Below are 23,388 nucleotides of genomic sequence, written 5' to 3' on the forward strand. Positions count from 1 at the left end.
GACTGTTGTGAATCAACGCCTTGCCGTTAGCGAAGATTGCAGAATAGGATCGCCGCGCGTCCCGCGATATCTTAAAGACGATCGTCTTAGATTACAATACTTACGGCTAAAGAAGGATTGGCAAGACCGGATTTTAGTGCTATTCTGAGGCCCATGCTTGGGGGCGATCGCCTTTTGGGTCTCCCATCTTATCCGATCCGGAACCAAACAGTGCCTGTGGTATAATGCTTTAGCCTTGCTAAATGCCCGATTTGCAAGTGCTCGATCAAAGCAGCAGTTCGTCGGCAAAACGTTACCTCACTCGATCGCATCTTTGTCTTTAAAAACCGATAATCATGTACAATCCATCTCTGCGTCAAATTCCTCGCCACTTACCTGCGGATGTAATTCCATTAAAACAGCAATCTTCTCTTTTAGACTGGTTGGAATCTAACAATCGCCTGTTAGCAAGGGATGTCCAAGAACCCGACTATCTGCACGAAGAAGAAATTTCTGAACTTATGGCAGTTGACGACAGTCCTTACGATGATTTAGAAGAGGAAGTAGAAGAGGATGTGAGTGTAGGCGAAGAATAACGGGTAGAAGGGTGAAGAAATCAACCGGAAACAGGGAAGAAAAACTAAGAGATTTCTCAATCTCCTGTATCGCACCCTATTCCCCCATTGTCAATTGCTTATTCTCAAATAGTGTGTGGTGAGGAGTGTTATGGATAACTTTTTGGATGAGAAAATCCCTTTTAGTCTGCCTTTCAAACTTACAGGCAAGAATTTATTCCTGCTGCTGGGTTTGGGGCTCGGCATTATAGCGATCGGTTTAGATGTAGCAGCGGATAGATTTTTGAATTTACCTGCATCGCTATTTATCCCGCTAGTTGTTTGTGCTTTAGTTGCGTCGGGGTTGGGCTATGCAGTTGTGCCCGTACTCCAGCAACTAAAAGCAGGACAGATAATTCGCGAAGATGGCCCCCAAGCTCACTTGAAAAAAGCGGGAACGCCGACAATGGGAGGCATATTTTTTGTACCGGCAGGGGTAGCAGTCGCTTTACTTTGGTCTAAGTTTAACTCAGATGTTGTTGCCGTATCGGCTTTAACTTTAGCTTACGGTTTCATTGGCTGGATCGATGACTGGCAAATTCTGCGACGTAAGTCAAACAAAGGTATTTCCCCTCGGATGAAATTGGCTTTGCAAATAAGTTTTGCTGCTCTATTTTGTCTGTGGCTGATGTTTCATCAACCTGCTATTTCTACAAATGTTGCTTTGCCTTTCGGTTGGGTATTGCCATTAGGTTTGCTGTTTTGGCCACTGGCTGGTTTTGTTCTAGTTGCCGAAAGCAATGCTACTAATCTTACTGATGGTGTTGATGGATTGATGGGCGGTTTGGGCGCGATCGCACTTTTGGGATTAGGTGCATCTGTAGCCTCTACTTCGCCAGAATTAATGATTTTTTGCGCTTGCATCAGCGGCAGTTGTTTCGGTTTCCTAGCACACAATCGCAATCCAGCCAGTGTGTTTATGGGCGATACAGGGGCTTTAGCTTTGGGTGGTGCGTTGGGTGCGGTAGCTTTATTAACAAATAGCCTTTGGATATTATTAATTATCAGCGGGATTTTCTTTGTAGAAACGCTGTCAGTAATTGCTCAAGTAGGTTATTACAAAGCTACAAAAGGGCCTGATGGCATCGGCAAGCGTCTGTTAAGAATGGCTCCACTGCACCATCATTTAGAGTTGTGCGGCTGGTTGGAAACTCAGGTTGTTGGCATTTTTTATTTAACTAATGGGGCGTTAGTGTTAATGATTCTGATGTTGACAAGAAACAGTTGAGAAGGGACTGCGTGACGGATTGCACAGGGGATGTAAGAGATATTTTCTACTATTTGAAAGAAACAGGCAAGATGCCTGTTCCACAACTGCCTTCGGTTCTTGTGGAACAGGCATCTTGCCTGTTTAAGGCTCGGAAGTTATAATTTTGACAATATATATTCCCGTTAATGCAAGGGAACTTAATAACGCTTTTTAATTATTTGAAGAACCGGGAAGAGGCTTATAACACAAAGGAAGAACTACATTTGCTTATTTATCTTCCTTAGCCTCCTTAGCGCCTTCGCGGTTCGTTTAATCTTACTCAATATTAGTTATGCTATCGTTTACGATTGTTTGTGAATGACTAAAACGTTTTTACCAGAGGTTTCGGTGGTTGTGCCTGTTTACAACGGCGAGATGGATTTGCCGGAGTTGATCGAGTGCCTGCGATCGCAAACTTATCCGCCACACAGAGTAGAATATCTATTAGTAGACAACAACAGTCACGATCGCACTTCAACCATCCTCCAAACAGCAGCCTTTAACTCCCCCTCAGTCCCCCCTTTGGTAAGGGGAGAAAGCAATTTCAATCAAATAACCATTCGCCACCTCACCGAAAATCAGATTCAAAGTTCCTACGCCGCCCGCAATCAAGGAATTCGCTCATCCACAGGTGAAATCATTGCATTTACCGATGCAGACTGTCGCCCAAAATCTGACTGGCTGGAAAATTTAGTTAAGCCATTCGTTGACTTACAAATAGGAATTAGCGCTGGGGAAATACTCGCATTGCCCGGTAAAACTATCTTAGAACAACACGCCGAGCGCCAAAATACTTTATCTCAAAAACATACTCTCGCTCACCCTTTTTGTCCCTACGCCCAAACCGCAAATTTAGCTGTACGGAGGCTAGTTTTACAACAAATAGGATTATTTCGCCCTTACCTTACCAGTGGTGGCGATGCTGACTTGTGTTGGCGGATTTTGCGGGAAACATCCTATAAAATGTATTTTGCCGAAAATGCGATCGTCCGACACCGCCACCGTTCTACAATAAAACAGTTGCAAAGTCAATGGTATAGGTACGGCGAATCTAATAAATATTTGCACGAACTCCACGGTGTCGATTTGATGCGAGAATTCACAACAGGGGAGTATTGTTATCGGCTGGCTAGATGGCTATTCAAGGAATTGCCTGTGGGTGCTGCCAAAAGTGCGTTAGCGAAGCCCTCGAAGAGGAGCGCCCCAGCCGAGCTGGTAGATTTGTTTAATACGCCGATCGGTCTTTTGAATGTTAGGGCAAGGTCGATGGGGCAGCGCCAAGCCAAACTTTCTTTAGCAGCTTGGGACATTGAGCGGTTTTAATATTTTAGACAATTAATGATTGTTCGATCGCACTTGCGATCGACAAATATTCCTTTGCATGCAATCCGCCCCTCTATATACGTATAAGTATAGTTTATAGGTACAGATAAATATGCTGAATCAGAAATATGAAAATTTCACGCAATACTTAATATAAAATTAATAAGTCTATTCTGAAGCGCTCGGTTTGACGAGGCGAAGAAACTCAGAGGCAAACCCCTAAATTTTCTTTACTTCTGCCTTCGGGCTTTTCAATGCTGTCGTCAGCGCGAGCGGAATTATTCTCAGATTTTTAAATTTTTGTAACCTTTACAAGTAATGCCAATGGATCAAATCTTAGTCCAGACCGTTTGGTTTATACCTTGCTATCCACTCATCGGCGGAGTTCTGTCGATGCTGTGGTTTCCAGCAGTTACCCGCCGCACGGGACCAAGACCATCCGGTTACGTGAACGCCATATTAACCTTGTTCGCTTTCTTACACGGGGTCATAGCCCTAACAGCTATCTGGAACCAACCGGCGCAACACCAGTTGATTCCTTGGCTGAATGTAGCAGGTTTAGACTTAACCATTCCCGTTGAAATCTCTGCTGTCACCGTCGGGGCGACAGTTTTGATTACCGGACTGAACTTGCTGGCGCAGATTTATGCTTTCGGTTACATGGAAATGGACTGGGGCTGGGCTCGGTTCTTTTCTCTGATGGGGCTGTTTGAAGCTGGGATGTGCGGCTTGGTACTGTGCAATTCCCTGTTCTTCAGCTACATGATTTTGGAAGTTCTGACTTTGGGTACTTACCTGCTAGTCGGGCTGTGGTTCAATCAGTCTTTGGTGGTGACAGGAGCCCGCGACGCTTTCTTAACCAAGCGGGTGGGTGACTTATTCCTGCTGATGGGAGTAGTCGCAATTCTGCCGCTGGCTGGAACTTGGAATTTTGACGAGTTGGCTGTTTGGGCCCAGACTGCAAAGCTTGACCCGACTGTAGCGACGTTGCTGACTTTAGCTTTGATTGCCGGCCCGATGGGTAAATGTGCTCAGTTTCCCTTGCACCTGTGGCTGGATGAGGCGATGGAAGGCCCGCTACCGGCGACGATTTTGCGGAACACCGTAGTTGTCGAAACTGGTGCTTGGATATTGATTAAGTTGCAACCGGTGATTGCTTTGTCGCCGATCGGACTGAAGACAACTATTATTGTAGGCGCTGCGACGGCGGTTGGTGCTTCATTAATTGCGATCGCCCAAATCGACATCAAGCGCACGCTTTCCTATATAGTCAGCGCTTACATGGGCTTAGTATTTATCGCCGTCGGCACCGGACAAGCCCAGACAGCCCTGACATTGATATTTGCCTACACCTTCGCAATGGGTTTGCTGGTGATGAGCATCGGTTCGGTAGTTTGGAACAGCGTCACTCAGGATGTCCGAGCTCTCGGCGGTTTGTGGGGAAAGCGGCCAATATCGGCCATATCGTTTATTGTCGGTAGCGCTGGATTGGTAGGACTGCCGCCCTTCGGCTGTTTCTGGGCTTTAGAAGACTTCACATCCGGGCTTTGGCAAACTCACCCTTTCTTGTTAGGAATAGTGCTGTTTGTAAACGGCGTCACTGCTTTTGGCTTGGTGCGCGTCTTCGGTTTAGTTTTTGGCGGCAAACCAAAGCAAATGACCGAACGTTCGCCAGAAGTTCACTGGCCTTTCATCTTGCCGATGACTGTTTTAATGGGCTTTACTTTGCACGTTCCGCACGTGCTGGCAACGTGGCAGTTATTGCCTGGGGCGAGTTTTAATTATACCGCCACTGCACTGCTAGTTTTGTCAACGGCGATCGGCATCGGTGCAGGAGCATTTGTTTACCTGAACGAGAAATGGGAAAAACCCGTGCGCATCGGTTCTCAAGCCCTGCAAGACTTTTTTGCTTACGACTTTTACACCGCCAAACTTTACCGCGTGACAGTGATATTTGCAGTTGGTTTGGTTTCGCAAATCATCTCCTGGGTCGATCGCAATATTGTTGACGGATTCGTGAACTTAATCGGTTTTGCAACGGTTTTCGGCGGGCAGAGCCTCAAATACAACGTTACGGGTCAAACTCAGTTTTACGCCCTGACAATTCTGTTGGGAATAGCAGTTTTGGGACTGCTGGTAAGCTGGCCTTTGCTAGCTCGATTGTCGCTGATTGTGGGCGGGTAAAGAAATATAAGGTTGAAGATTTTAGGTGACAGTTTTAATCTAAAATCTTAAAAACATGAAGTCTTGAACAAAGATTTCAAACTAGATACAACAAGGCAGCATAGATGAACTCAAACAACAGACAATTCAATCTTTCCCGACGCAATTCGCTCAAATTTGTCGCAGGTGCTATTGGTACAGGGATACTCGCAGCAGGAGCAGGCGCTGATTTGGCTGCACCCGAACCGGCAATTGCTCAAAATGACTCGACTCCCGATGCAGCTCTCCAAAAGTTAATCGACGGAAACAAACGGTTTGTTGACAGCAAACGCCAAAATCCCCACCAAGACTTTGGGCGCCTCACCGAAGTGGCCAAAACTCAAAAACCCTTTGCTGCTATTCTGGGCTGTGCAGATTCCCGCTTTCCTTCGGAAATTATCTTCGATCAAGGATTGGGAGATTTATTTGTCTGTCGCGTGGCCGGAAATGTTGTTACCTCAGAAGAAATGGGCAGCCTGGAATTTGGCACGCTGGTACTGGGAGCAAAAGTGCTTGTGGTAGTCGGGCATAAAAGGTGCGGTGCGGTAGACGCAACCATCAAAGGAGCCCAAGTTCCCGGTCAAATTGGCAGTTTGCTCGATGCCATTAAGCCCGCTGTAGAAAGCTCGAAAGACCAAGCAGGCGATCGTCTCGAAAATGCCGTCAAAGCGAATGTTATTCTGCAAGCTAAGAGGTTGAAAGCCTCTCCAGTTATCTCTAAATTAATTGCGGAGAATAAACTGAAAGTTGTTGGTGGGTATTACGATTTAGACACGGGCAGAGTCACTATTCTTTCTGAGTCGTGATGAAATTTGGAATTGATAATTGGGAAAAAGTTTAATATCTAAACTCTCAAATTATCAAAGACAAGAGGCTGCCAAATTGATTGTTCACTCTTCACTCTTCACTTCACACATTATGCTTAGTGCCTTGCTCTGGTTGCCCGCGTTGGGCGCTGCGGTAGTCGGGTTCCTGCCCGGAAATATCAATGGAATGCGTCTGCGTTCAATAGCCTCGGCTTTTGCGGCAGCTATTTTCATTTTAAATATCTGGCTGTTGACTCAATTCGATCCAGCCAATTCGGGACTGCAATTTCAAGAATATTTGCCTTGGATTCCACAATTAGGTTTGAGCTACAATTTGGGCATTGACGGCTTGTCCTTGCCGCTGCTGGTTTTAAGTGCTTTGCTGACGCTATTAGTCATTTATGGCACTGGCGAAGGGATGGCTCGGCCCCAGCTTTACTATGCTTTGATTTTGCTGATCAATGCTGGTATTGCCGGAGCTTTGATGTCTCAAAATTTGCTGCTGTTTGTACTTTTTTACGAAGTAGAATTAATTCCTTTTTACCTGTTGATTGCAATTTGGGGCGGAAAGCAGCGAGAATACGCTGCCATGAAGTTTTTGATTTACACGGCTGTTTCGGGACTTTTAGTTCTAGCGGGGTTTTTGGGTGTTGCTTGGCTGAGTGGGTCTTTAAATTTCGATTACACTGCGATTACCACTCAAGAATTGCCCTTGAACACGCAATTGATCCTGCTAACAATTGTGCTAATTGGGTTGGGAATTAAAATTCCTTTAGTGCCATTGCACACTTGGCTACCAGATGCTTACGTCGAAGCTTCGCCAGCAACAGCAATTTTGCTGGGAGGGATTCTGGCGAAGTTGGGAACTTACGGTTTAGTCCGCTTCTGCTTGCAGTTGTTTCCCGAAACTTGGCCAATTCTAGCTCCAGGTTTAGCGATTATCGGGACTGTGAGCGTGATGTACGGTGCTTTGAGCGCGATCGCCCAAAAAGACATCAAGCGCATGGTAGCCTATAGTTCGATCGGACACATGGGCTACATCCTCGTTGCCTGCGCGGCGGGTACGAAGCTGGCATTAATCGGTGCTGTCGGGCAAATGGTAAGCCACGGCTTGATTTTAGCTTTGCTGTTTTACTTGGTAGGTATCATCGAAACCAAAGTTGGCACGCGGGATTTGGATGTCCTCAACGGTTTGATGAACCCGATGCGGGGCTTACCCACTGCCAGTTCCCTGTTAGTTTTGGGCGGTATGGCAAGCGCCGGAATTCCCGGCTTAGTGGGTTTTATTGCCGAATTTTTAGTATTTCAAGGTAGTTTTTCAGCATTTCCAATTCCAACTTTACTGTGCATTTTAGCCTCCGGGTTAACAGCAGTTTACTTTGTAATTCTGCTCAACCGCACCTGTTTTGGGAAGTTGGATAATGCCACGGCTTACTACCCTCCAGTTACGTTTGCTGAAAATATGCCGGCGCTGGTTTTGGCGGGCATCATTTTTGTGTTGGGAATTCAACCTGCTTGGCTGCTCAAGTGGAGCGAATCAACCACAAATGCAATCGTTTCTACTCTGCCGGCGGACAGAAATGCCCAAGTAGCTATTAACTATCCCGTTGAACATTTGGCGATTTCCATCGCGTCTACACAACAAACAAAGTCCGCCGACCCTCACTAAGAGAATCTACTTGTTACCAGGCTCTGCCTGGTAACGCAAATCCGGAGGCTAAGCCTCCAATTTTCCAGTTCAGGCATGGATATCGGTTCCCAAGCAAAGCCGGAGAACCAGTTAAAGAATTGCAGCTTTTTGCAATAATTCAAAATATTTAGATTCAGTCAATCAAAGGAAAAAACAATGGTACAAACCCCTAATAAACCAGCAACTAAACTACCTCCTTCCAAGCACGAATTTGCGGAAGTAATTCACAGGCTGGAAGCTGGCGGCGCGATGATTCCAGATACGCCGGAAAATCTGATGCAAATCATCGCTATTTGGAAAGCTTACGCAGTGCCGATGGACTTTTACTGGCGGGATTTGCTTTACATCGCCGAACGAGTATTTTTGCACCCACTTCCCTTCTTTAAATACTTTTTACCCCAAGAGTATTTAGATTTACAAAATCACTATGCAGGCGACGGTGCAGATTTGCGGATATGGCGCGGGACTGGAAGCGTTCACCCCGAACTTTTGGAGTTCATGGAGAAGGGAGAAACAGGCAAATTGCCGCGGCTTTTTCACCATTTGTGGCACGATCGCATTAACATGGAATTTGCGGAAGAGTGCATGAGGTCAATGCTTTGGCACCGGGGCTTGTACGTGCCTACGAATCAATTCGATCCTTATTTGGACAGTGACGAATATAAGGCTAATGCCGATCGGGCAATTAAAGCTTACTTCAAAAAAGACCCGTTCATGCTGGCACTGCACAAAGCATTTCCAGAAATGTTTTTAGAACAGTGCCGCCAAATGTCTTATTACAGCAATCTCGGTTTATTCTGGGAAGTCATGGCGCCGGTGTTTTTTGAGGTTTCCGACTTGTACGACGAAGGGAAAGTTACCACAGTCCCGCAGGCGATGGATTTCCTGGTAAATGGCATATTTGCGATCGCCGGTCGTCCGATTTACCACCACGTTCAAATCGACGGCGAAACCTACGAAATCATCCCGAAATCTAAAGGTTTCACTTGGCTTTACGAAGCAGCGTTACCTTACGTGGAAGCTATATTTTATCGCACTTCGCCGTTCCGAGGCACCAAATCTTACAATGCTCAAGCTAAGGAAGTTCCTGACGACCAAAAAGACTTCCACTTCGGAGTATTGTATGCAGACAAATTCCCGGTAGGTACGGCGGGGATTCCGCCGACTTTGCTAGCACAAGATATGCTGCATTTCCTGCCGCCTTATTTGATGGATTTCTACAAACAGCGCTGTCGCGGCGAAGATGATATCCTCAATCAAATTGGGGTGACTTTTCAGCGATCGATGTACTGCGTAACTTCGGCGGTGATTCAAGCTTTGCGGACTGCTCTTTTGTATCCTTTAGATGACCCGAATCCGAAGCATTTGAAGGCAAATCGGGCTTTCTTTGAGTCTCAGATCGATCGCTTCTGTCGCCCGGAATACGGCATGAAATATGCTGCGAAGCTCAAGAATATTCAGACTTCGGATTATAGGTAAAGGATGTTTGCGGGAGGCATCTTAGCTAAAAAATCCGTCAGTCCGTTAGTCCGCCAGGGGTTTAAACCCCTGGCTCAAAGCTCAAGTCGGTTGAAACCGACTGGGAAAAATCAGAGCTTTTTTAAATTGTTTCAAAAGTCCTATAATATTAAGCCAGTTGGCCTCGTAATTCTTGCTCTCTATCTCTTCTTTTCCTCTGATTTCTCTGCGGTTATATCATTCCGATACAAAGGGAAATGATATTATAACCAATAACAAATAACCAATAAGTATGGACAGCAACGATCTAGCCAAATATATCGAAGCAAAGGACGGGATTTCCAAACCTTGGCTGTTAGTGCAACTGCGGCTGAAAAAATTGCAAGAAAGGCGATCGGAGATTTCTGCTGAAGAGTATATGACAGAACTTACTGACCTTCACAAAGATTTAATGAATCTGGGCGAATGGTGGGTCGGTATCGAGGATGAAGTGTTTTAAAATTTAATTGAAAGTTCAAGTAGGATTAAGTCGATCGCACTTTAAAATTTTTCCATCAAATATTTTTCTTGGGCATAGACATCTCGTAGCTGTTGCAGCGCCGCCCCAGAAATGACCGATTTAACAGTAGCTACCAGTTGGCCCCACTCCAGCAATCTGTCAACTGAAACAGCTTTTTTGAACTTGTGGGTGTAGAATTTCGTCCAAAATGCTGGTGCTAGCTTGCTTTTCCAGCGTTTGTACCATCTGCCAAAATCTTGAAGTGCGATCGGCTTTACTTCTAAAATAGGGGGAAAATCGGCGTAGCTGACAAAGCGGCTGATGCCTTTGGCGTGAACGTAAACCATGTAGCGACAGCATTCGATGCGGTAAATCTCGTCTGCTGCGATATTGAACAGAAGTGCAACTGTTTCTTCGGTAACGAATCTCGCCAGCGGATGCAGGATTGGCGATTTGTGAATTATTTTGGATTCGGCGATCGTCCGCGATTTTGCCGGAGTTTCTGATATCATGGCTAGTAGATCTCTGGATATAGTGCTAGTAGACCTCTGGATATGGTAAATAGACCTGTTGATAGAGAGTCCTTATTAGGTTTAATAGACGATCGCCCCTTAGTTTTCCAGGCCGGGGGGCGATCGGCTTTTTAGATAAATTCATTCTAAGGTGTTATAGCACCCATTGTCAAGCATGGGTTTAGTAAGAATTAAAGTCAGAGAACTAGCTGCAGAGAAAGGTTGGACATTCAAGGAAGTTTCAGAACGTTCTGGGGTAATGTACAACACTGTCAAGCATTATGCTCGTTGTCCAGGGCTGACAACGGTTGACTTTACTTTGCTGCGGAAGTTAGCTCGGACTTTTGATGTGATGATTGAGGATTTGGTTGAAGTTTTGGAGGAATAGGTCGATCTGCTTTTCCACGTTTCCACTATAATTTTTTTGTTTCGTCTTGTCAAGACGCGCTTAAGCATTTTGTCTCGCAGCTAAAAGCTCAGCTTAAAGGTGCTAAGATTTAATCCAAGTTATTAATCTCCCGTTACCTTTGTGACAATCAAGCAATTTGGTTCGGGGCCTCGGATTTATCTGTGGGATCAATCTAAAATCTAAAATCTAAAATCTAAAATCTAAAATTGGATGACTAGAGCCAGTACCGCCATCGGGGTGAGCCCCATCATCAAAGAAATTGTGCAGAAAAAGGCGCTAGCAACCCGACTAACGCTGAAGGAAATTATCTATGTCGGGATGCTGGCGATTGACGAGTTAGACGAAAAGCGCTTGCAAGAATTGGCTGACAAGGTGCATCAGATGCAGGTGAATGGTGAAATTTGAGGCGATGAGGGCGATTCCCTACCGGATAGCTACGCTTCACGCACTTCGGAGGAAGTAAGGCAAGGGCGCTCCTATGGAATTAGTCTAGTGAAACAAATTCTCATTTTTCTACCAATAAATAGGGGTCTTCTTCTCCTCAACAGGAGCGTTCTCCCATCTAGTATTTGTACCGGTTTCGGTGCTCTTAGCCCCACACAGTCTGCTCAAATCAACTATAGTGCTATCGGAGCGCTGATAAAAACAAAAAGGTCGATCGTTGGATTGAACTTGGGTTGGAGCAAAAATAGCAGGCATGGAAAAGCGCTCAGAAGACTGCCTCGGCATTGGGGATACTGGAACTTTCATCTCGGTGGTTGGCTCTGACGGTTTTGCATGGGCTGCGTCGGCCATTACCATTCCTGACAGTAGCAGAAATGCCACCGAAAGCAGGAGGAGATTCGAGTGTTTCATATTACTTTTCGACAATCTTGCTTCTGAGACTATTAACAAATGCCAGGACTTCGGCTTTCTCTGATTGATTGACGCTATTTTTATCGAGAGCTTGGGACACATCATTAGCAAAAGCGTTAAATTCATTGTTCGTGAGACCTCCATCCATTCCACTATGGGAAAGCTTCATAGTCCGCCCTGTATAAACGCAAGGCCCCCCTGCCGCTTGGCAGAATTGATCCACTAACAACTGACGCAGCCTCTGTTGTGAGTTTGTGCCCAAGCCAATAAAGTATTTACCAATTAGTGGGTCAGCGAATATGAAAGTTGCTGAATCATCAATGACTTTTGCGATCGCGTTGTAGCCTCCTAGCCTAGTGTAGAGAGATGTTCCTCCGGCACCTTGTGCAATCAGATCAGTAGTTACTTTTTCTGCTGATTCTTGTGCTGACATCGCCGGCGTAGAACGAGCGAAACTAGGGCTTAATCTGAAAGTAGTCACTACTATGACTGTGATACAAATTAATGTCAACAACATTGCCAAAGATTTACTGAGTTTCATTGAAAAATCTCCAACTGTGATGGTAATATGGTTAATTGAATCTTCAGCACTAAGTCATTTACAGATACATAGGCTTAAGAAGCCGGAAGCCGAAGTATAAGCCCAATTAAACTTAGTCTTTCAATTCGCGTGATGGTAAAAAGCGAGCGCTCGTCACATCAATTGGATAACTTTACCATCTAATTATCTTATGGTATATTTCTTGATATTTCTTAATTAAGTCAGTATTTGCTGATTAACTTCACATTCACATTGTGTTGCCTCTTGTCAAGACGCGCTTAAGCATTTTTCGCCACAGCTAAAAGATCGGGTACAAAGTGCTAAGATTCGATCGAAGCAATCGATATTATGTTAGATGAAAAGCCTAGCTCAAGTAAAGTAACATAGCATTTCGATCGGCGGAAACTTTTTGATAGTAATTCAACATTTCATTTTAGTAGTCGGTCAACCACTCCAAGATTTCTTCTTCTGCCCAATTAATCAACGAGATCGGTTCATCTCGATCGGCTTCTCGAAGATAGCGACTTTGAAACCCTTGTTCTCCCAGCGCGACCAAACCGTTCAATATCCGTGTAATTTCATCAGGCAGAAGATACCGCACCACTCCATATCCCGTACTGTAACCAATCTCTCCACCAGCACCGATAGCATTCACCAAAGGCAAACCATCCCATCTCGAATTGTCAATTACCAGAAAAGGGAAAAAATCTTCCCCTTTGGCTTTTGCCATAAGATATGTGTTTGCTTTGATCTCTGGAATAGTAGCTCGATCGAAAATGTAGCCTGGTATGTATCCAGCCAATAAGAATGTAAGTTGTTGAAAGTTTTTGTTCGAGTCTAGGTCTGGTGTTTCCCACTCAGAAACGAACTGTTCTCGCAGGGAAGGTATTTTGAAAAATGCTGTCTCACAATTTTGCTTTATCAGTTCGGCAGATGCAGCAGGCCAATGGGTTGCCGTTTCCCAAAAAGTGGATTCAGGCAACCACTTTGCGCTAAGAAAAGCCTCAACGAGGGCTGGCTCTTTTTTCAGGGTCTCAAACGTCGCTAACGATATTTCTTTAAGCTGACTTGTAATTCCCATATTTTGACGAGGCTAAGGGTAATACGATTGAGTCCCCTGCCACAGAATTGTTGTGTCGCTGTCAAGGATTGTATTCCATAAAGCGCGAGCATCTCAAGGCACTCCAATCACCGCGTGCAGTAGAGCCAAACTTGTATCCGAATCCAACATCCCAGAAATAAAACATATATTGTTTTTGGTATTGCAAGTATTCATGCACTGTGAATTGCCTACAGGCTCATGTTAAAGATAGGGAATGCGATCGCACTTTGATTCCTGCTTGACAGACTCAGCCAACCGCTTCGCGTCCCGCCGGTGAACATTAATCGAACTGCATTTTGCTTCGACGCATCGATCTTATTCCATCCGTTACATCCCGTACATTGCTCGTTGCCGAACTTCCTTCTGCTATACAAAAAAATCCCCCGCCAGAAGGCAGGGGATTTCATTTAATTACCTAGAAACCAGAGTTCAGAGTTACCCGAATTTCCCGGCTGTCGAGGCAATTACAAAGGCCGCGTAAGTGAGGACGTTGCCCACAGTAAAGTGAACTAAGCCAACCAAACGACCTTGGACGATGGACAAAGCAACAGGCTTGTCTTTCCAGCGAACCAAGTTAGCCAAAGGAGTGCGCTCGTGAGCCCAAACCAAAGTCTCGATCAACTCTTGCCAGTAACCTCTCCAAGAGATCAGGAACATGAAACCAGTTGCCCAAACGAGGTGTCCGAATAAGAACATCCAAGCCCAGACTGACAAGTTGTTAGTACCATACGGGTTGTAACCGTTGATCAACTGAGAAGAATACAGCCAGAGGTAATCGCGGAACCAGCCCATCAGGTAGGTAGAAGACTCATTGAACTGAGCCACGTTACCTTGCCAGATGCCCAGGTGCTTCCAGTGCCAGTAGAACGTTACCCAAGCTAGGGTGTTCAACATCCAGAATACAGACAGGTACATCGCGTCCCAAGCAGAGATGTCGCAAGTACCGCCACGGCCGGGGCCGTCGCAAGGGAAAGCATAACCGAAGTCTTTTTTGTCCGGCATCAGCTTAGAACCGCGTGCATCCAGAGCGCCCTTGACCAAGATCAAGGTGGTGGTGTGCAAGCCTAGTGCGATCGCGTGGTGAACCAAGAAATCGCCAGGTCCGATCGCCAAGAACAGAGAATTAGTACCGCTGTTGATCGCATCCAACCAGCCTGGGAGCCATACGTTGCCGTAGTTAGGCCAAGCGGTAGAAGCAATACTGTCAGGGTTAGACAACAGCACGTCCATGCCGTAGAGAGCTTTGCCGTGAGCAGCTTGGATGAACTGTGCGAACACTGGTTCAATCAAGATTTGCTTTTCAGGAGTTCCGAAAGCAACTACAACGTCATTGTGAACGTACAAGCCGAGAGTGTGGAAGCCCAAGAACAGCGACACCCAGCTCAAGTGAGAGATAATCGCTTCTTTGTGCTGCAACACGCGATCGAGCACGTTGCCTTTGTTTGCTTCAGGATCGTAGTCCCGCACCAAGAAGATAGCTCCGTGGGCGAAAGCGCCGACCATGATGAATCCAGCAATGTACTGGTGGTGGGTGTAAAGCGCAGCCTGAGTCGTGAAGTCCTTACCTATAAAAGCGTAGGGAGGCATCGCGTACATATGCTGTGCTACCAGGGAGGTAATTACGCCCAAAGCAGCGAGGTGAAATGCCAGTTGGAAGTGCAGCGAGTTGTTGTAGGTTTCATACAAGCCTTGGTGAGGCAAGTTGAACTGTCCTTCACTCTTGCCGCCGACCAAACCAGCCTTAGAATCCAACATCTCTTTGATGCTGTGACCGATACCGAAGTTAGTCCGGTACATATGACCGGCCACGATAAACAGAACAGCGATCGCCAAGTGGTGGTGAGCGATGTCTGTCAGCCACAGGGATTCTGTTTGAGGATGGAAGCCACCCAAGAAAGTCAGAATTGCGGTTCCAGCGCCTTCGGAAGTACCGAAGACATGGCTCGCTGCATCTGGATTCTCGGCGTATACGCCCCAGTTACCAGTGAAGAACGGAGCCAAACCGGCCGGGTGAGGCGGGGTAGACAAGAAGTTGTCCCAACCTACGTGCTGTCCGCGAGATTCGGGGATAGCAACGTGAACCATGTGACCAGTCCAAGCCAAAGAGCTGACACCGAACAAACCAGCCAAGTGGTGGTTGAGGCGAGATTCAGCATTTTTGAACCAAGACAAGCTGGGGCGGTACTTGGGCTGGAGGTGCAACCAACCTGCGAACAGGAAGACAGCCGCCAGTAGTAGCAAGAAGATAGCTCCTTGATACAGGTCGGCGTTTGTCCGAATCCCTTGGGTGAACCACCAATGGTAGACACCAGAGTAAGAGATATCCACCGGGTTAGAAGCGCCCCCTTGAGTGAAAGCTTCTACAGCAGGAGCGCCGAATTGCGGGTCCCAAATCGCGTGAGCGATCGGGCGGACGTTTAGGGGGTCTTTAATCCACTGTTCAAAGTTACCTTGCCATGCTACGTGGAACAGGCTGCCCGAAGTCCACAAGAAAATGATTGCTAGGTGGCCGAAGTGAGAAGCAAAAATCTTTTGGTAAAGATTTTCTTCGGTCATGCCATCGTGGCTTTCAAAGTCGTGTGCTGTGGCAATCCCGTACCAGATCCGCCGTGTGGTCGGGTCTTGGGCAAGGTCTTGGCTAAATTTTGGAAATTTCGTTGCCATAAGCCTTGATTAATCCTGAATCCTGAACAAAATTGAAGGGATTCGGTTCGGAGTTTGGATTCTCGATTTGAGATTCCTCCCAAATCGAGAATCCAAAACCTAGGGGTAGTTTACCCTACCGAAATGATTCGCGCTAGGAAAAATGCCCACGTAGTGACAATTCCTCCTAGGAGGTAGTGAGCTACACCCACAGCCCGACCCTGAATAATGCTCAGAGCGCGAGGCTGAATCGACGGAGCTACCTTGAGCTTGTTGTGAGCCCAAACAATCGACTCAATCAGTTCTTGCCAGTAGCCACGGCCGCTGAACAGGAACATCAAGCTGAAGGCGAAGACGAAGTGTCCAGCTAGGAACATCAGACCGTAGGCCGACAGTGCCGAACCGTAGGACTGAATCACCTGAGAAGCTTGCGCCCAGAGGAAGTCCCGCAGCCAGCCGTTAATCGTGAGCGCACTTTGTGCGAAGTTGCCGCCGGTAATGTGAGAAATTGTGCCGTCTGGCGATACTGTTCCCCACACGTCCGACTGCATTTTCCAGCTAAAGTGGAAAATCACGATCGAGATGCAGTTGTACATCCAGAACAAGCCTAGGAACACGTGATCCCAACCAGAAACTTGGCAGGTGCCGCCCCGGCCAGGGCCGTCGCAAGGGAACCGGAAGCCCAAGTTGCCTTTGTCAGGAACCAAGCGAGAACTGCGTGCAAACAACACGCCCTTCAAAAGAATCAGGACTGTAACGTGAATAGTGAAAGCGTGGATGTGGTGGATCATGAAATCCGCCGTACCCAACTCGATCGGCATCATCGCTACTTTGCCGGCGACTACTACTGCACCGCCGCCAAAAGCGTGGCTAACGATTTCCGTAGCATTAGGCGCTGTTGTACCCGGAGCCAAAGCGTGGATGTTTTGCACCCACTGGGCAAATATCGGACGCAACTGAATCCCGGTATCCGAGAACAAATCTTGAGGACGACCGAAAGCTCGCATCGTGTCGTTGTGAACGTACAGACCGAAGCTGTGGAAGCCCAAGAATATACAAACCCAGTTCAGGTGGGAAATGATCGCATCCCGATGCCGGATCACGCGATCCAACAAGTTGTTGACATTTCCAGCGGGATCGTAATCCCGAACCATGAAGATTGCTCCGTGAGCGGCTGCTCCAACAATCAGGAATCCGCCAATCCACATGTGGTGGGTGAACAGGGATAGCTGAGTTGGGTAGTCGGTCGCGATGTACGGATACGGAGGCATCGCATACATGTGGTGGGCGACGATGATGCTCAGAGAGCCCATCAGTGCCAAGTTAATCGACAGTTGCGCGTGCCAAGAATTAGTCAGAATTTCGTAGAGACCTTTGTGACCTTCACCAGTGAAGGGGCCTTTGTGGTTCTCTAGGATTTCTTTCATGCTGTGGCCGATGCCCCAGTTCGTCCGGTACATATGACCAGCGACGATGAATAGCACTGCCAAAGCTAAGTGGTGGTGTGTTGTATCAGTCAGCCACAAACCGCCTGTGGTGGGGTTCAGACCGCCTTTGAAGGTCAGGAAGTCTGTGTATGCGCCCCAGTTGAGGGTGAAGAAGGGGGTTAAACCTTTAGCGAAACTCGGGTAGATGTCAGCCATCAAGCCCGGTGTCAAAATCCACTCGTGCGGCAGGGGGATGTCGGCAACTGTTTTAATCAGCTTGCCGCCGACTGTCAGCGGTGCACCTGCATCGATCGCGTCCATGCAAGCGTTGATTGGCAGCGACACGTGAATTTGCTGTCCCGCGTAGCCCAAGCAGCCGCAGCCCAACAACACAGCCAAGTGGTGGTTCATCATCGATTCCACGTTCTGGAACCATTCCAGTTTCGGAGCGCGGACGTGATAGTGGAACCAACCGGCAAATAGCATCAGAGCTGCCATTACCAGGGCGCCGATCGCAGTGCAATATAGCTGGTATGAGTTAGTGATGCCGTTGGCGCGCCACCACTGGAATAGACCAGAGGTGATCTGAATTCCGTGAAAGCCGCCGCCTACATCTGCATTTAAAATTTCTTGACCAAAAATCGGCCAGACCACTTGAGCGCTGGGCTTGATGGCTGTAGGATTTGTCAGCCAAGCTTCGTAATTGGAAAATTTAGCGCCGTGGAAATATGCGCCACTGATCCACACGAAGATTACTGCCAAGTGGCCGAAGTGAGCGCTAAAGATTTTGCGCGAAACGTCTTCTAAGTCACTTGTATGACTGTCAAAGTCGTGAGCGTTAGCGTGGAGGTTCCAAATCCAAGTGGTGGTTTTTGGCCCCTTAGCTAGAGTGCGATCAAAATGACCGGGTTTTGACCACTTCTCGAAAGAAGTTGGAACCGGATTCTTATCGACTACTACCCTAGCTTTTACCTCTCGCTCTGGAGGACTAATGGTCATGAAGACTCTCCTCTCGGTAAGACAAGGAACGAGAACTGAATACTGTACCGGACACTCCCCGCGCTTGATTAGGCGGGGGATTCTCGAAAAAGCCGACACTGCACTACACTTTACTCTTTGCAGAGCTAGACGCAGGTGCATCGTCTCCCCAAGCATTTTGCTTCTTTGAAGAAGCCAGTTTCCCAGTGTCGCTAACAATGTGACTGGGTACTGCCAACTCTTCTCGCCAGATGAGCCACCGATCGCGTCCTTGATTCAGACTTGATACGGCTGCTCCTTTTGAGGGAGTTTTATGAATTATAAGCTTGCTAGAGAAGTATTAATCGCTTGTTAACAATACTTAAAAAAGGTTCAATTCTTGATGTAATAACGCCTTTAAATTCCACAATCCCTCAAAAAAGTCAAGGGGTACTGCCATTAACTTTACAAAACTCAAAGATAAAGTAATTTAGGAATACTCATTTGTAGATATATGTTTTGGAAAACATCTGCGCGAATTAATAGTCGGAGAGGATGGGTTGCCGCTGCTGCCTCAATCCTGCCTCCTAGGACCCTTTGGAATTCATGAGCGGCAATTCCCCAATACTAAATTCATTTTTGGGCTATAGTTCCCTATGAGAAGGCTTCTAGGAGTATGGTTGCGTGATTGGGATCAATTGGCACAGAACGGTTGCAGGCAGGCTGCTGGCATTGTTCGCAGTAGCAGTATTAATTTTGGGTTTAGCAAGTTGTGGCGCGGGCCATTCCGAATTGCCCAAATCAGGGAACAATAGCGGCTCAGCTACCGCCCAGGTAAACAAAATCTCAGAGGTTTCTCCCCCAGAAGCCATTCAACAACTGCGTCAGGCTCTAGAAATCTACCAGCCTCAAATTAGTATTTTGAATCCAAAACCTGACGAAGTGCTTCAGGATATAAATGTGTCTGTTCAGTTCCAAGTGAAGGACTTGCCTATTTTCAAAGATGCAAACTTGGGTTTGGGCCCCCATCTGCAAGTTTTATTAGACAACCAACCTTATGCAGCAGTTTACGACATCAACCAACCTTTAACGCTCTCCGACTTAGAACCCGGGACCCATACCCTGCAGGTGTTCGCCGCTCGCCCTTGGGAAGAAAGCTTTAAAAACGAAGGTGCCGCTGCTCAAACCACCTTTCACGTTTTTACCAAAACAGACGACAATAATCCCGATCGAACATTACCCTTATTAACGTACAACAGCCCCCAAGGCAGCTATGGGGCAGAACCCATCCTGCTGGACTTTTACTTGACAAATGCCCCCTCCCACGAAGTGGCGCAAGAAAATTCCCAAGATGAAATACTCGATTGGAAAATTCGAGCCACAGTCAACGGCCAAAGCTTTGCGATTGACCAATGGCAACCTATATATCTTAAAGGATTCAAACCAGGGAAAAACTGGGTACAGCTAGAATTAATTGACGAACGGGGAAATATCGTCAAAAACGCCTTTAATAATACAGTCAGACTGATAAATTTCCAACCGCTCGGCCAAGATCCTCTTTCTAAATTAGTGCGGGGCGAACTAACAGCAGCAGAAAGTCGCGGTATAGTCGATCGTAGCTACCAAGCTCCCGAACCGACACCAGCCCCAACCCCCGAACCGACACCGACACCTGCATTAGAAAAAACACCAGTTGTCCAACCCTCACCAGCGGTTCCAGAAACGCCTGTTACCCAACCGAGCTTAGAGCCAACAGTCGCTCCCGAAATTGCTCCCATTCAAGAAATAGAACCGACACCCACAGCAACCCCACAGTTAGAAACCCCGAAAATTGTAGAACCTGTTCAAGAAATAGAACCGACACCGACAGCAACCCCACAGTTAGAAACCCCGAAAATTGTAGAACCTGTTCAAGTAATAAAACCGACACCGACAGCAACTCCACAGTTAGAAACCCCGAAAGTTGTTGCACCCGTTAAAATAATAGAACCGACCCCAACAGCATCTCCCCAAACAAAAAAACAGGAATATAAAGGATACTACAATCGGTTCCGCAACTTCCTGCGTCAAGAACCCCAACCTGTTAATCCTTCAGAGCCACCAACCCTCCCAGAAATAACAGGAAAAGCTCCAGTACCAAAAGTAGTCGCTCCCGCGATACCAGAACAGTCTCCCAATCTGGTACCGCCAACGCCACCAGTTGCCGCTGAAACTCCTAGCCAGCCAACCAGCGAATTAGCCCCTCCCGAACCAACAGTTTCCGAACCAGAAAATCCGCCCAAATCCGAACAAAAAGTCGAATTTGCCACCTAACAAAATATTTCTGGGCTTCGTGGCATGGTCGTCCCGCCCGTGTTCCAGTCGAATTTGCCACCTAACAAAATATTTCTGGGCTTCGTGGCATGGGCGTCCCGCCCGTGCTCCATCTGCGGTCAAAAATCAAAAATTAGGACACTCAAAAATGACCTACCTCGAAACAGCAGCCAAATTCTACAGCGATGTTGCCGAAACACCCCAAATCGGACTTTGCTGCGTCCAAAGCAGCCCCTTGCAATTGCCAGGATTAAAAATTCCCGAACAAATGCAAGAAATGAATTATGGCTGTGGCACAACCGTTCACGCCGCCGAACTTGTAGGCAATCCCTTCGTGCTTTATGTAGGCGTCGGCGGCGGCTTGGAAGCACTACAATTTGCATATTTTTCTAGACACAAAGGAGCGGTTATTGCCGTCGATCCGGTTCCAGCAATGCGAGATGCGGCTGCACGAAACTTACAAATTGCCGCCCACGAAAATGATTGGTTTGATGCTAGTTTTGTGGAAATTTGTGAAGGCGATGCTTTTTCGTTGCCGGTGCCGGATGCTTCTGTAGATGTTGTCGCCCAAAACTGCTTGTTTAATATTTTTGAACCTGCGGATTTAGCTAAAGCATTAAAAGAGACTTATCGGGTGTTAAAACCGGGCGGCCGATTGTTGATGAGCGATCCGATCGCAACTCGGCCAATTCCGCAGCATTTGAAGGAAGACCAACGCTTGCGGGCTTTGTGTTTGTCCGGTGCTCTGACATACGAAGAATACGTTCAACACCTTGTGGACGTTGGTTTTGGCCAAGTCGAAGTGCGGGCGCGCCGTCCTTACCGATTGCTGGACAAATACAATTATCAATTGGATGTCGATTTGCTGTTAGAAAGCCTGGATTCGGTGTCTTTCAAAGTGGATGTACCGGATGACGGAGCTTGCATTTTCACTGGCAAGACGGCGATTTATACGGGGATGGAAGAGTTATTTGATGACGGGGCGGGTCACGTTTTGCAGCGGGGAGTTCCAGCCGCGGTGTGCGATAAAACTGCTGGCAAGTTGGGGGGATTGATGCCCGATAAGGTGTTAATTACTGATTCGACTTGGCATTATAATGGCGGCGGTTGCTGTTAGGAGAAAAAACGGCGGTTTAAACTGCGCCTAGACAAACGAAGGAAGTCGGCCTGCGCGGACTCTTGAGAACCGGCGCAGGCGGGTTTTTTGTGTTTAGTCGCGATTTCCAATCGCCCCATAGATTTGGGAAGAATCAAGAGTTGCATAAGGTCTGTTACCAAGCTATAAGCTGAAGTTGAGGCGCGACTGATTCCCTGCAATACTGCCTGATTAGCGCTTGGGCATTTTCCCTGTTTTGTCCCGTGTATAAATTGTAAACTACTTCCTCATTTTGAGAGGATAGATATAACAGACCACACTCTTTTACCCGCGAATAAATTAAGGGAACTTTGGCAAACTCAAGTAAAGTAGCTTGTTTGCGATCGCGCTCTTTCGCTTCTGGGCTATCGTGGTACTGAGACTGAAACTCTACTACTAGGCAAGGATTGTAGTTCAAGTCTGTGATTAGAGCATCCACAGCACTGGGGCTAAATAAAAACTTTTTGAGTTCCCAGTCAAGGTTGCTGACTTGTTCGCAAATTTGGGACAAGCTAACCTGTGTATGAATTTTATAGTTGTTGTCTACACAGATATGAAGAAATTCGAGCATTCTTTCTTCGTAAGGGTTGACAAGTCTTTTGGCTTTTACAGACATTTGTTTTGCTCCATTATGACTTTACCAAAGTAATTGATGAATTCTTTAAGAACTTCGGGACAATTTATAGATGCTTGCCATGTATAGGGAAACAGTTTATCGTTACTTAATAAGACATAAGTTTTATTGTCGGCCAAATTAGCAGTATCTATCTGAAAATCGGCGAGATATTGAATGTATTCACTACTTTTATATGGATGTCGTAAACCAGTTTTTCCTGCTACTGTATGGCTAGAAATCATGTGACTTAATTCATTTCTATATTTGAGGGTGTTAAAAAAATTTTCTTTTTGACTAGGTAACACCCACAAACGACAGACAACTATCATTTCAAAATCGATATCACTGTAGTTACCCACAAAGTTATAGAAGTTTATTTCTAAGATGTGTTTTTCTAAAATTTTTTGAGGTACACAAATACACAAATCCTCTTTCCGCTGAGCTAAAACAAGTTGATAACGCTTATCTCCTTTCCCGGGGTTTTTAAGTCTGTACCCTATATATTGAGATGTTCGCTTCTCCTCAAACTTGTCATAGAAGCCCATTTGCTTGAGTAAAATTGCAGCCGAAGACATTAAATCTTCGCCACCTTCAATCACTTGAATATTGGTTGAAATCAGACGGGGTACGCCGTCTTCTACCTCAAAACGTTGGATGACATCGTAGATAATTTTGGACATTTGCTAATTTCCACAAGTCCTGGCTAAGGTTCCTAGACATAGCTTAAGCTTGCCCTCCAGGAATGTCAAGCATCTTGGCTAAGATTTTTAGATGTTAATTAAAGAGTAATTTTTTGAGTATTTATACTCAACAAGGACAGTGAGGCTCGATCGCATCCCTCGCCCCCCTCTTTTGCCACAGCCATCTTGGCTGTCTCCAAAAGCCCAGGTTTAACCCGCTTTTTCCCCATGTCGCTAAACTTCCCGCTAAATTAAAGAAGTAAAAAAATCATTCACATCCTACCCAGGAGATGCCATGCCTCGCGTCAGAGCACCAGAATTCCCCGGAAACTACCCCTGGCTGAACACCGAAAAACCTTTATCCATTGAATCCTTAAA

20 protein-coding genes are annotated in these 23,388 nt (G+C 46.6%); 12 read left to right on the plus strand and 8 right to left on the minus strand.

The genetic code is table 11. The features are described 5' to 3' along the window. Window positions 1-335 precede the first annotated feature (335 nt). The 8 genes from QUA45_RS15335 to QUA45_RS15370 all read left to right on the plus strand — a co-directional run bounded on the left by QUA45_RS15335 (window position 336) and on the right by QUA45_RS15370 (window position 9,820). Window positions 336-575, plus strand: a complete 240-nt coding sequence (locus QUA45_RS15335) for a DUF3134 domain-containing protein (RefSeq protein WP_006631296.1) — start codon at window positions 336-338, stop codon at window positions 573-575. Window positions 576-705: 130 nt separating this feature from the next. Then, window positions 706-1,821: a phospho-N-acetylmuramoyl-pentapeptide-transferase gene (gene mraY / locus QUA45_RS15340; protein ID WP_333096771.1), complete on the plus strand. Its 1,116-nt coding sequence runs from the start codon at window positions 706-708 to the stop codon at window positions 1,819-1,821. Between the two features lie 339 nt (window positions 1,822-2,160). Further along, complete coding sequence (locus QUA45_RS15345) at window positions 2,161-3,165, plus strand: glycosyltransferase (RefSeq protein ID WP_333096770.1); 1,005 nt, start codon at window positions 2,161-2,163, stop codon at window positions 3,163-3,165. Between the two features lie 324 nt (window positions 3,166-3,489). Beyond that, the gene (locus QUA45_RS15350) at window positions 3,490-5,349 is read left to right on the plus strand and encodes an NAD(P)H-quinone oxidoreductase subunit F (protein ID WP_333096767.1); all 1,860 of its coding nucleotides are present in this window, start codon (window positions 3,490-3,492) and stop codon (window positions 5,347-5,349) included. Between the two features lie 104 nt (window positions 5,350-5,453). Then, complete coding sequence (locus QUA45_RS15355; RefSeq protein ID WP_333096765.1) at window positions 5,454-6,173, plus strand: carbonic anhydrase; 720 nt, start codon at window positions 5,454-5,456, stop codon at window positions 6,171-6,173. 112 nt (window positions 6,174-6,285) lie between these two features. After that, window positions 6,286-7,842, plus strand: coding sequence for an NADH-quinone oxidoreductase subunit M (locus tag QUA45_RS15360; protein WP_333096763.1), 1,557 nt, complete (start codon window positions 6,286-6,288; stop codon window positions 7,840-7,842). A 177-nt stretch (window positions 7,843-8,019) separates the two neighbouring features. After that, complete coding sequence (locus QUA45_RS15365) at window positions 8,020-9,342, plus strand: CO2 hydration protein (RefSeq protein WP_333221409.1); 1,323 nt, start codon at window positions 8,020-8,022, stop codon at window positions 9,340-9,342. A 271-nt stretch (window positions 9,343-9,613) separates the two neighbouring features. After that, on the plus strand, window positions 9,614-9,820 hold the full coding sequence (locus QUA45_RS15370; protein WP_333096760.1) for a hypothetical protein: 207 nt from the start codon (window positions 9,614-9,616) through the stop codon (window positions 9,818-9,820). Window positions 9,821-9,861: 41 nt separating this feature from the next. Here the strand turns inward: QUA45_RS15370 and QUA45_RS15375 are convergent, their stop codons facing one another. Continuing rightward, the gene (locus tag QUA45_RS15375) at window positions 9,862-10,332 is read right to left on the minus strand and encodes a hypothetical protein (RefSeq protein ID WP_333096758.1); all 471 of its coding nucleotides are present in this window, start codon (window positions 10,330-10,332) and stop codon (window positions 9,862-9,864) included. Between the two features lie 175 nt (window positions 10,333-10,507). On the opposite strand from QUA45_RS15375, the gene QUA45_RS15380 reads away from it, so the two are divergent. Then, complete coding sequence (locus QUA45_RS15380; RefSeq protein WP_242717445.1) at window positions 10,508-10,720, plus strand: helix-turn-helix domain-containing protein; 213 nt, start codon at window positions 10,508-10,510, stop codon at window positions 10,718-10,720. 231 nt (window positions 10,721-10,951) lie between these two features. Further along, on the plus strand, window positions 10,952-11,146 hold the full coding sequence (locus QUA45_RS15385) for a hypothetical protein (protein ID WP_333063872.1): 195 nt from the start codon (window positions 10,952-10,954) through the stop codon (window positions 11,144-11,146). 108 nt (window positions 11,147-11,254) lie between these two features. On the opposite strand, the gene QUA45_RS15390 is transcribed toward QUA45_RS15385, so the two are convergent. The 5 genes from QUA45_RS15390 to psaA all read right to left on the minus strand — a co-directional run bounded on the left by QUA45_RS15390 (window position 11,255) and on the right by psaA (window position 18,308). Continuing rightward, window positions 11,255-11,596, minus strand: coding sequence for a hypothetical protein (locus QUA45_RS15390; protein WP_333096755.1), 342 nt, complete (start codon window positions 11,594-11,596; stop codon window positions 11,255-11,257). A gap of 1 nt (window position 11,597) precedes the next feature. Further along, window positions 11,598-12,137, minus strand: a complete 540-nt coding sequence (locus QUA45_RS15395) for a group 1 truncated hemoglobin (RefSeq protein WP_333096754.1) — start codon at window positions 12,135-12,137, stop codon at window positions 11,598-11,600. A 433-nt stretch (window positions 12,138-12,570) separates the two neighbouring features. Next, window positions 12,571-13,119, minus strand: coding sequence for a hypothetical protein (locus QUA45_RS15400; RefSeq protein ID WP_333221411.1), 549 nt, complete (start codon window positions 13,117-13,119; stop codon window positions 12,571-12,573). Window positions 13,120-13,674: 555 nt separating this feature from the next. After that, the gene (gene psaB / locus QUA45_RS15405) at window positions 13,675-15,903 is read right to left on the minus strand and encodes a photosystem I core protein PsaB (protein WP_333037061.1); all 2,229 of its coding nucleotides are present in this window, start codon (window positions 15,901-15,903) and stop codon (window positions 13,675-13,677) included. A gap of 110 nt (window positions 15,904-16,013) precedes the next feature. Continuing rightward, window positions 16,014-18,308 carry a photosystem I core protein PsaA gene (psaA, locus tag QUA45_RS15410; RefSeq protein WP_333096751.1) on the minus strand — a complete coding sequence of 765 codons (2,295 nt, stop codon included), beginning with the start codon at window positions 18,306-18,308 and terminating at the stop codon, window positions 16,014-16,016. 642 nt (window positions 18,309-18,950) lie between these two features. Between psaA and QUA45_RS15415 the strand changes: the two genes are divergently transcribed. Further along, window positions 18,951-20,579 carry a hypothetical protein gene (locus tag QUA45_RS15415; protein WP_333221413.1) on the plus strand — a complete coding sequence of 543 codons (1,629 nt, stop codon included), beginning with the start codon at window positions 18,951-18,953 and terminating at the stop codon, window positions 20,577-20,579. 148 nt (window positions 20,580-20,727) lie between these two features. Then, a complete protein-coding gene (gene arsM, locus QUA45_RS15420) occupies window positions 20,728-21,696 on the plus strand; it encodes an arsenosugar biosynthesis arsenite methyltransferase ArsM (RefSeq protein ID WP_333096748.1) in 969 nt (322 codons plus the stop codon). A 154-nt stretch (window positions 21,697-21,850) separates the two neighbouring features. On the opposite strand, the gene QUA45_RS15425 is transcribed toward arsM, so the two are convergent. Beyond that, window positions 21,851-22,330: a DUF2726 domain-containing protein gene (locus tag QUA45_RS15425; protein WP_333221415.1), complete on the minus strand. Its 480-nt coding sequence runs from the start codon at window positions 22,328-22,330 to the stop codon at window positions 21,851-21,853. Beyond that, the gene (locus tag QUA45_RS15430) at window positions 22,321-23,010 is read right to left on the minus strand and encodes a hypothetical protein (RefSeq protein WP_333221417.1); all 690 of its coding nucleotides are present in this window, start codon (window positions 23,008-23,010) and stop codon (window positions 22,321-22,323) included. The genes QUA45_RS15425 and QUA45_RS15430 overlap by 10 nt, the downstream gene beginning before the upstream one ends. Between the last annotated feature and the right edge of the window lie 378 nt (window positions 23,011-23,388).

Source organism: Microcoleus sp. Pol12A5 (assembly GCF_036701435.1).
Lineage (GTDB): Bacteria > Cyanobacteriota > Cyanobacteriia > Cyanobacteriales > Microcoleaceae > Microcoleus.